At 33.6% G+C, this 8,045-nt stretch carries 8 protein-coding genes; 2 read left to right on the top strand and 6 right to left on the bottom strand.

Translation table 11 applies throughout. The features are described from left to right. Window positions 1–225, top strand: a 225-nt coding sequence (locus tag VB776_RS18245; RefSeq protein WP_323698315.1) for an integrase core domain-containing protein, incomplete at its 5' end; no start/stop codon positions are given. Window positions 226–265: 40 nt separating this feature from the next. On the opposite strand, the gene VB776_RS18240 is transcribed toward VB776_RS18245, so the two are convergent. The 6 genes from VB776_RS18240 to VB776_RS18215 all read right to left on the bottom strand — a co-directional run bounded on the left by VB776_RS18240 (window position 266) and on the right by VB776_RS18215 (window position 5,647). Then, window positions 266–799: a hypothetical protein gene (locus VB776_RS18240; protein WP_323698314.1), complete on the bottom strand. Its 534-nt coding sequence runs from the start codon at window positions 797–799 to the stop codon at window positions 266–268. Window positions 800–1,349: 550 nt separating this feature from the next. Then, window positions 1,350–1,988, bottom strand: coding sequence for a hypothetical protein (locus tag VB776_RS18235; RefSeq protein WP_323698313.1), 639 nt, complete (start codon window positions 1,986–1,988; stop codon window positions 1,350–1,352). Beyond that, a complete protein-coding gene (locus tag VB776_RS18230; protein ID WP_323698312.1) occupies window positions 1,985–3,292 on the bottom strand; it encodes an RHS repeat-associated core domain-containing protein in 1,308 nt (435 codons plus the stop codon). Before VB776_RS18230 ends, VB776_RS18235 begins: the two co-directional genes overlap by 4 nt. 100 nt (window positions 3,293–3,392) lie before the next feature. Beyond that, window positions 3,393–5,057 (bottom strand): PepSY-associated TM helix domain-containing protein, encoded by a 1,665-nt coding sequence (locus VB776_RS18225; RefSeq protein ID WP_323698311.1) that lies wholly within the window; start codon window positions 5,055–5,057, stop codon window positions 3,393–3,395. 7 nt (window positions 5,058–5,064) lie between these two features. After that, window positions 5,065–5,346: a hypothetical protein gene (locus tag VB776_RS18220; RefSeq protein WP_323698310.1), complete on the bottom strand. Its 282-nt coding sequence runs from the start codon at window positions 5,344–5,346 to the stop codon at window positions 5,065–5,067. Continuing rightward, on the bottom strand, window positions 5,336–5,647 hold the full coding sequence (locus VB776_RS18215; protein ID WP_323698309.1) for a hypothetical protein: 312 nt from the start codon (window positions 5,645–5,647) through the stop codon (window positions 5,336–5,338). The genes VB776_RS18220 and VB776_RS18215 overlap by 11 nt, the downstream gene beginning before the upstream one ends. Before the next feature lie 114 nt (window positions 5,648–5,761). Here VB776_RS18215 and VB776_RS18210 point away from each other — a divergent pair, with 114 nt between their 5' ends. Further along, window positions 5,762–8,044 (top strand): TonB-dependent receptor, encoded by a 2,283-nt coding sequence (locus VB776_RS18210; RefSeq protein ID WP_323698308.1) that lies wholly within the window; start codon window positions 5,762–5,764, stop codon window positions 8,042–8,044. The last annotated feature ends 1 nt before the right edge of the window (window position 8,045 follow it).

Raw genomic sequence — 8,045 nt, 5'->3', positions numbered from 1 at the left:
ATTATTAAGGATGAATATCTTTATCCTTTAAAGTGTTGCAAAAACTTAGCAGATGTGAAAATGAAATTACCTCGAATCATTGAATTGTACAATAATCAAAGACCTCACATGAGTATAGGGATGAATACACCTAATGATATTCATTCAGGGATAGGATATAAAAAAAGACTATGGAAAACATACACAGATATACAAAATCAGAAAAGAAGTCAAGGTCAAAAATGACTGTCAATTTATTTTAGGACAAGACAAGGAGCTGGGGTATTTAGTCAAGTAATCTTTCTATCCTTGAAATATCACCTTCAGAAAGTTCTAGCTCTTCCATAATCCATTTTTTTTGTAATTCGATAACTATATCTTGATCATCAGCTCCTTTACTAAAAATTGTTTCTGATATAACTCTCAGCAATCTCTCTCTGCTAGAAGAAAAATAGGCATCTGTCAATTTTCCGAGAAATTCTATATCTATATTCATGCCTTTTTTTAATCTAACAAAAGAAAGCGTCTCAAAGTATTCCCATGGAATGAAAATATCCATATCTTGTTTATTCATTAAACCAGCATAGAGGACTGGTCTTTTATTATTGTAAAATATACTCACTTCATTCCGATTAATGAGCTCGAAAAATTTCTTTTCAATTAACTCAAACCTTTCTTTTTCAACAAAAAAATCATTCTCTCTAAAACCAATGACTAATATAGAGGTAACCTCTGAAAAGAAGAGGTGAAATAACTTATTAAAGAATTTATTATCTTCCTCCTGCCGATAATCTTCCAAACTAATATAATATTTATACATATTGCTTTATTAATTATTTAATTGGTTTACCAAAATTAAATGGCGATAGACTTCTATGGGCACTATTTGAGCGTCCTCCATAACTTGTGTGATAGTGCAAAATTCTACTTCTGCTCCAGCCAGTCACCTTACTATCTATATGATGAAAATCTCGGTCTGGTCGTTGGTTAAGCGAAGCCTTCCTACGACCCAAAAGTAAAAAGAGCGTCCCGCTCTACTAGTAGCCAATTAAGCCGGAGAAACGATATTCGCTCAATCAAATGGAATTTATTTTCCCTATCCAATACTTTATAAAACATTATCCCATTTTGCCAAGCATAAGATTGTGTCGAACACTACGACGTTGCAATGCTTTTCTTCAGTTAAAAACTGAATCTATTTTTTGTACAAGTGACGCTTTGCTTAACAATGAACCAGCTACGAATTTTGCAGTCTCAGACTGCTTTTTATTTTACCTCGAAGTTGCAAACTTCGAGGAGCTGGGCATTTTTGCAATGTAACATTGCTGTACACTCTGACGTTTGAAACAACACTACGCCAAGCTAGGGTATCACCTTTGTTTTTCTAAAGATTCGCCATTAAAAATAAAATAATCATATACTGGGGTTGATTCTTTTATTTTTATCACTTTGCCATTATTAATTTGGAATTGTGTATTTATTACTTTACAATAAAAACGTTCTTTAGGACCATTGGGGTTATATCTATCAACAATTAATTTTTCTTTTTTTTCTGTTGATATAGTATGTATTGTTATAGACTTATCAGATTTCAATTCATAGTGATATTCAGAATCATCTCCTTCGTTATATATTAGAAATTGTTCTGTAATTTTTCCATCCTTATTAAGGATAATTAAAAACTCATCTAAGAATGCCCCAGGACTAATAGACTCTACATCTACAATTAAATAAAAATAGCCATCATTGATTTTAATACTACCAAGTATAGACACTTCTGCTTTGTCATGGTTCTTTAAAAATTTAAAGCCTTTTTTCATAAAAGAGTTTACTTCGTAAGTATTCAAGTAAATACTTTTATTAGTAGTTACATATAAATTTGTAAAAGGCAATGATATTATAGAAGCCTTCTTAATAATACTTTCTAAGCTAGTTTGTTGCTTACTAATTTGTCCTATCGCAGTGGTACAGGCAAATATATATATTAAAAAAATGATACTTTTTTTCATTTTCTTGATCTGATTTGAGTCACCGTAAAATTTCTATTTTCTTTTTTCCCCCAATTAAATGTCCCTTTTAATACACTTCCTTGTTGAGTAATAACATTACTGCTGCTTGTTCCTCTTGCTGTTGCAGTAGTACCATCAGGAGCTGGATCAAAATATCTAAAACTTGTAGCTCCTGTAGATAAATTTTGAGTGTAAGCAACAACTGAAACATAATGATCTGTCATCCCATCAAAATTGCCAGTATCCCCTTTTTTATAATCAGTACCTATAGTTACAGGTTCTCCATTAGCTATTCTTTTTTTCATTGCTTCAGTGTTTATTAGTAGATTAGTGTTACCTTCTCCTGCTCTTCCATCTGTTCCTGTTTCTACAACTCCTTCTTTTCCATTTCTGGGTATCTTAGAAAAGCCAGCATTATTTTTCATTTGATCACACGCAGCAAGACATTGTATTTCATTCGGTTCATATTGATTTACATAGAAACTTTCGTCAACAGCAGTAATCGTAATAGATTCTGCATTAGGACTATTGCCATAGTTTATACTAAAATGTGCGTCTATTCGATTAGTATAGCTTGTTCCTATGTTCTTATAAACATTTCCATCGGCATCTTTGTATTCTCCACTTCCTTCTCGCCAAATAGTATTACCGTTATATTGATACCAGTCTTTTCCATCTGGGTCAATATTCAAAATTGGACTATTTCCTGCATAATGATATGGAGACCAAGTGTAAGATTTCTCCGCCATTGGGTCAACCCCCATCCATCTACCAATTTCTGGCTGATACATCCTCGCCCCATAATCTAACCAATTAGTACCATCCTGTAACTCCTTACCGTTGTAAAGATATTTATTTTTGCTTACATCACTGCTAATGGCTACTCCAAAGGCTGTATAATCAGTTATCTGTACTTGGGTCGCATCTTTATCATCAACTACTACCGCTCTTACATTGCCCAGATGGTCTTTTAAACTATAAAAGTAATTATACTTGCCTACACTACTACCCGGTACATAACTAGGGTTTGGCATAATATAACCCTCAGAGGTTGCCATTCGGTAGAGTTTACCGCCTACATATTCTCCTGCTCCCATATATGCCTTCCAGCTTGTTCCGTTATGCTGGGCTAATTTAGCTCCTGTGCCATCATACAAATAACTTTGGCTGGTACTCCCTGTCACTTGTCTTACTAAGTTAAGTACATTGTAGTTAATCCCAATGCCCTTGTCTGCATCATTGGTTAAATTACCATTGGCATCATACACAAAATCATTACCCCCATTAGGACTCTTATACCCCAATGTGAAAGTTTATCTTATTTTTCAAGAAGTTTCAAACAGGTAACTCAACAAACACCGAGTACATATAAAAAGAATAATCGTGTGGTGTAAATCGCTCATTTTAAGCTAACTGTTCATTACTTTTTATCGTTGATACCGTTTTAATTTTCTTCATCTCGTCCGATTTATTCAAAATATTACTGGCTAAAACGATGCTTATCAAGGCTGTTAATAACCAAAAAATATCTACAGCTGCCACATAAAACTGTTGATTAACAAGCGTTTTCCAAAGCCAATCCCCTGTTGAAATTCCATTGAAAATTGGTACAATTAAGGATAAAAAGCCATTGATGTATAAAAATCTTTTCGTCAGAAGAGATTCATTTTTCCAAAATAAACCCAAAATCATCAAAATCAACCATGATACAAAAAAAGTTGTATTTACTAATGAACTATGATTTTTCAAAGCCATTGGTATCGCTCTTTCAGAAATAAACAAAATAGCTGTTGCAGGAAATAAACCAAAACAAATAGCCAAATACCACATCGTAATTCGGTGATGAAACCTCTTTTGTTTGTCGGTATATTCTTTTTTATTTCTAGCTTCTTTCCAGATTAATACTCCACTAATAATGATGAAACAAGTAATTAGTGCCAAGATAAAAAATATGACTTTCAATGCAATTCCACCAAATTCTGCAAAATGTAGCGACCCTATTCCTCCTAAAACAGCTTGTATATAAGTTTTTTCTCTCGGCAATACTTCCATCCCTCTTTTACCATCTTTCAGAGTAACGCCTACTACTCCATTACCATTAAAAATAGTTTCATCTTGCACATAAACTGTTAATATAGCGTCTTCTCTCCCTAAATGTTTAACAGTAACCCTCGTTACTTCAATATCAGGAATAGTTTTATAGAATTCATTCACTATACCATTTACAGGCTTTAGAGTAGTACTGATTGGTGATTTCTCGTTTACTTCTATCACTCTATCAGGTCTGAATGCGGCGAATGCAGCTTTCTGGTCACCATTGAAAAAAACTAAAGTAGCGGGAGCTAACAGTAAAATTGACAAACAATAAAACGCTCCAGTAACGGCATACATCATTTGAAAAGGCAATCCGATAAGTCCGAAAACCGTATGGGCGTTTGTCCATACTTGTTTCCAAGTTCCTTTTACAGAAAACCCATAAAATTTTGTGATGATATTTCGCCAATGAATCAGTACGCCCGTAATACTTGCAAACAAAAAGAAAAAAGCCACCAAACCAGATAAATACGAGCCAATTAATGGAATCTGGCTGAAATAATGTAAACGGAATAATGTTTCGCCAATGGTTGTAGGCGAACTTTCTTGATTTTTCCCTTCTGAAACTTTTAAAGTTTTATTTATAGGATGATACACCAATTCCAATGACTCGGCTCTTGCCTTTTTAACTTCTTTCTTCAGATTTTTATTTTTTCCGACCTTATCTTTCATCGAAACCCAAACGCTCGTTAGGGGTTCTTTGGCTGTTCCAGGTCTCATAATAATATCTTTTTCAGTATCTACATCAGGATATTGTTGTTTTATCTTTTGTATTATTTGGTCATATTCAACAGCATTTTTTGTTAAACTAATCCTTGCCTCAGGATTTTCCCACTGATAAAATTCACTTCTGAAAATCGTGAACGCTCCTGCAAAAAATATAATGTATAAGGCAAAACTTATTACAATTCCTGCGACTGTATGCGTATGGAAAAATATATTAAATGCTCTATTTGATAATCCTTTTAACTTCATTTGTGCTTTAGCGAATTAAGTAAATAATTGATGAACAAATTAGAATTCCTGCTAGATAAATACCCCAAATTTTCCAGCCGTTTTTAGCTAAAAAAGCAATAGAAAGAAGTGCAGCCCACAATAAAAAAGCTGTAAAAGTCCCCGTAAGCATTACTGCAACTTTGTTTTTAAAAAGGATTCCTAATAATAAATGAATAGCTACTGACAGTAATAATCCGCCTAAGACTCCTGCCGACACTTTCAAAAATCTTTGTCCTGAGGTAGATAAATATTCTTTTTTAGCTGGCATAATAGAAGAGGTTAAGGATGAGTAAGCCATGAACAAGAACCAAGAAAGCAATGAACCATTGCTTCCCTAAAACAGCAAATAATTGACAAACAGATGCCGATAAAACAAGACTACTCAAACTCATTAACAAGCCCATCGTCCAGCCCCATTGTTGAATAAAAATGGCAAGTCCAATGATACAAATCAATAAACTGGTAGGTTTTTGATAAGATAAATTGGGGATTTGTATATTCTTCGGAAAGTATTTGGTCTCAGAATAGTACAATAAAATACCCATTAGGTTAAAATATATAGCTATCATAAAAATATTTTTTGCAAATATTATTTTTATTTAGACTATTTCCAAATAATGTTCTAATTTTGTTGCACATTAATCCTAATCCAAAAAATGAGACTAATTTTCCTCTTTACACTAATGACCTTTCAACTATATGCACAACAAAGAGTGGTTGAAGGAGTAGTAAAAGATACAGAAGGACATGTATTGCCATTCGTTACTGTATCCTTGAAACATTCAAAAAATGCAACTATCACAAATACCGATGGCTATTTTAAATTATCTAAATTACCTTTGGGCGAGCAAATTTTACTTTTTAGTGCGGTGGGCTTTCAGAGTATCGAGCAAAAAGTTATTGTAGGGACTTCTCAAAAAATTGACATTCAATTAGCATCTTCCAGCAAAGAATTAAATGAAGTCGTCGTACAAGCAACCGCACAAACCAAAGTTCAAGAAGCAAAAGCATTATCCATTAAAAGTATCGAAATAAAGGATGTAATTAATCAGACCGTTTTGTTAACAGACGTTTTGGATAAAATTTCAGGCGTGCGAATCCGTCGTTCAAGTTCTTTGGGAGAAAACTCTGATATTTCAATCAACGGTTTAAGAGGCAATGCCATTAGGGTTTACATTGACGGTATTCCGATGGAATTTATGTATCCTTCTTTTGATATTTCAAACTTACCGCTAGGCAACATCAAGCGTGTGGATGTCTATAAAGGCGTTTTACCCGTTGATGTTGGTTCTGATGCAATGGGCGGCGGTATCAATATTATTACTGAACAAAAAGCCTACAATACCTTAAAGGCTTCATATAATATTGCTTCATTTAATACTCATCTGAGTGACGTAAATCTTGGTTTAGCCAACAAAAACAATTATTTTTTGAATGCTTCATTGGGCTATAACTATTCAGACAATAGTTACAAAATGAGGGCTTTGGTGTATGAAACCAATAAATATGAACAAGTAAAACGCTTTCATGATACTTACAGCTTTTTGTACGGAAGCCTTACTTTAGGTACACATAGCAAAGCTTGGGCGGATGAATTGAGGGTTTCGCTGAATCTTTCTGGTGGAGATAAAGAAATGCAAAATGGTGCTAGAATTGCGAATACTGCTATTGGTGAAGCAAAATATACGGGCAAGAATTTATCGGCAGTTTTAAAGTATGAAAAATCATTCTTGAACGAAAAAATTTGGTTGCGTACTCTTGGTAATTTCACAAAGCAATCTTTACGATTTGTTGACACCACAACAAACGTATATAGCTGGAGCGGTAGCATCGTTGGAAAGAACCAAGCGGGCGAATATAACTTGGGAAATAGCATTAATTACAATGAAGGAATCACTAACAGAACCAGTATTGAATACAGAATCAATGAAAAACATAAGTTATTGCTGTCTAACCTTTATGCAAAACAAAAACTAACTGGAACAGATTATCTAAATGAAGAAAGCGAAATAGATTATCTAAGCATCCCTCAATATCTTACTAAAAACATTGGCGGCTTGCAATATGAAGGACTTTTTGGTGACAAAATCACTTTATCTGGAGCGGTAAAAAAATATGATTATATATTGGATGGTGCCGAAAACAATACTTTTTTATTGGTAAAAAAGAAAGGAAATTTTTGGGGTTGGAATGCGGGTTTAAAGTATAGTTTCAATGAAAATACTTTCTTGCGAGCCTCTTTTGAAAAAGGTTTTTTAATTCCTCTTTTCTATCAATTTGTAGGAAATGGTGGCGATATTCTTAGAAATACAGACCTTTCACCAGAAAGTAGCGACAATCTAAATATTGGGCTTTCGTCAAATTATCAAATAGGAGAAAATATTCGCTTAAGTACTTCATTAAGTGGATTTTATCGTCAACAATACAATATTATTTATTTAGGAAGTTCAGTTTTTAGAAGATATGAAAATGCCGACCAAGTACGTACTTTAGGCGGTGAAGGCGATGTTTCTGTTTGGTACAAAAAAGCAATCAACCTTAAAGCAAACTTTACTTTACTCAGTAAAACCTTTACGGCGGTTTTGGATTCACGCAATAATTATTTGATAGGAACTGATTTCCCAAATTACCCAACCACCTTTGGCAACGTAGAATTATCTTGGCAAAAAAGTAATTTTTTGAAACCCAAAAACCAAGTACGATTCTATACTTTTTATAATTATATCGGTGCATTTAATCACATTTTGGTGGCAGCAAACAATTCTCCATCAACCACGCCAGATGCCTATGTACCTGTTCAGCACCGTGTTGATTTAGGTTGTTCTTACAAATTAAGCAAACAGAATCTCACCCTTTCATTCAATATTCAAAACCTTTTGAATGCAGAACTCTATGATAACTTTTTAGTGCCTAAAGCTGGCATAAATTTCAACGGAAAAATCATTTATGAAATCAATAATTTTTAAT

Source organism: Arcicella gelida (assembly GCF_034931025.1).
GTDB classification, from domain to species: domain Bacteria; phylum Bacteroidota; class Bacteroidia; order Cytophagales; family Spirosomataceae; genus Arcicella; species Arcicella gelida.
Note: the sequence above shows the minus strand (reverse complement) of the source record. Positions and strands in the feature narration are given on the sequence as shown.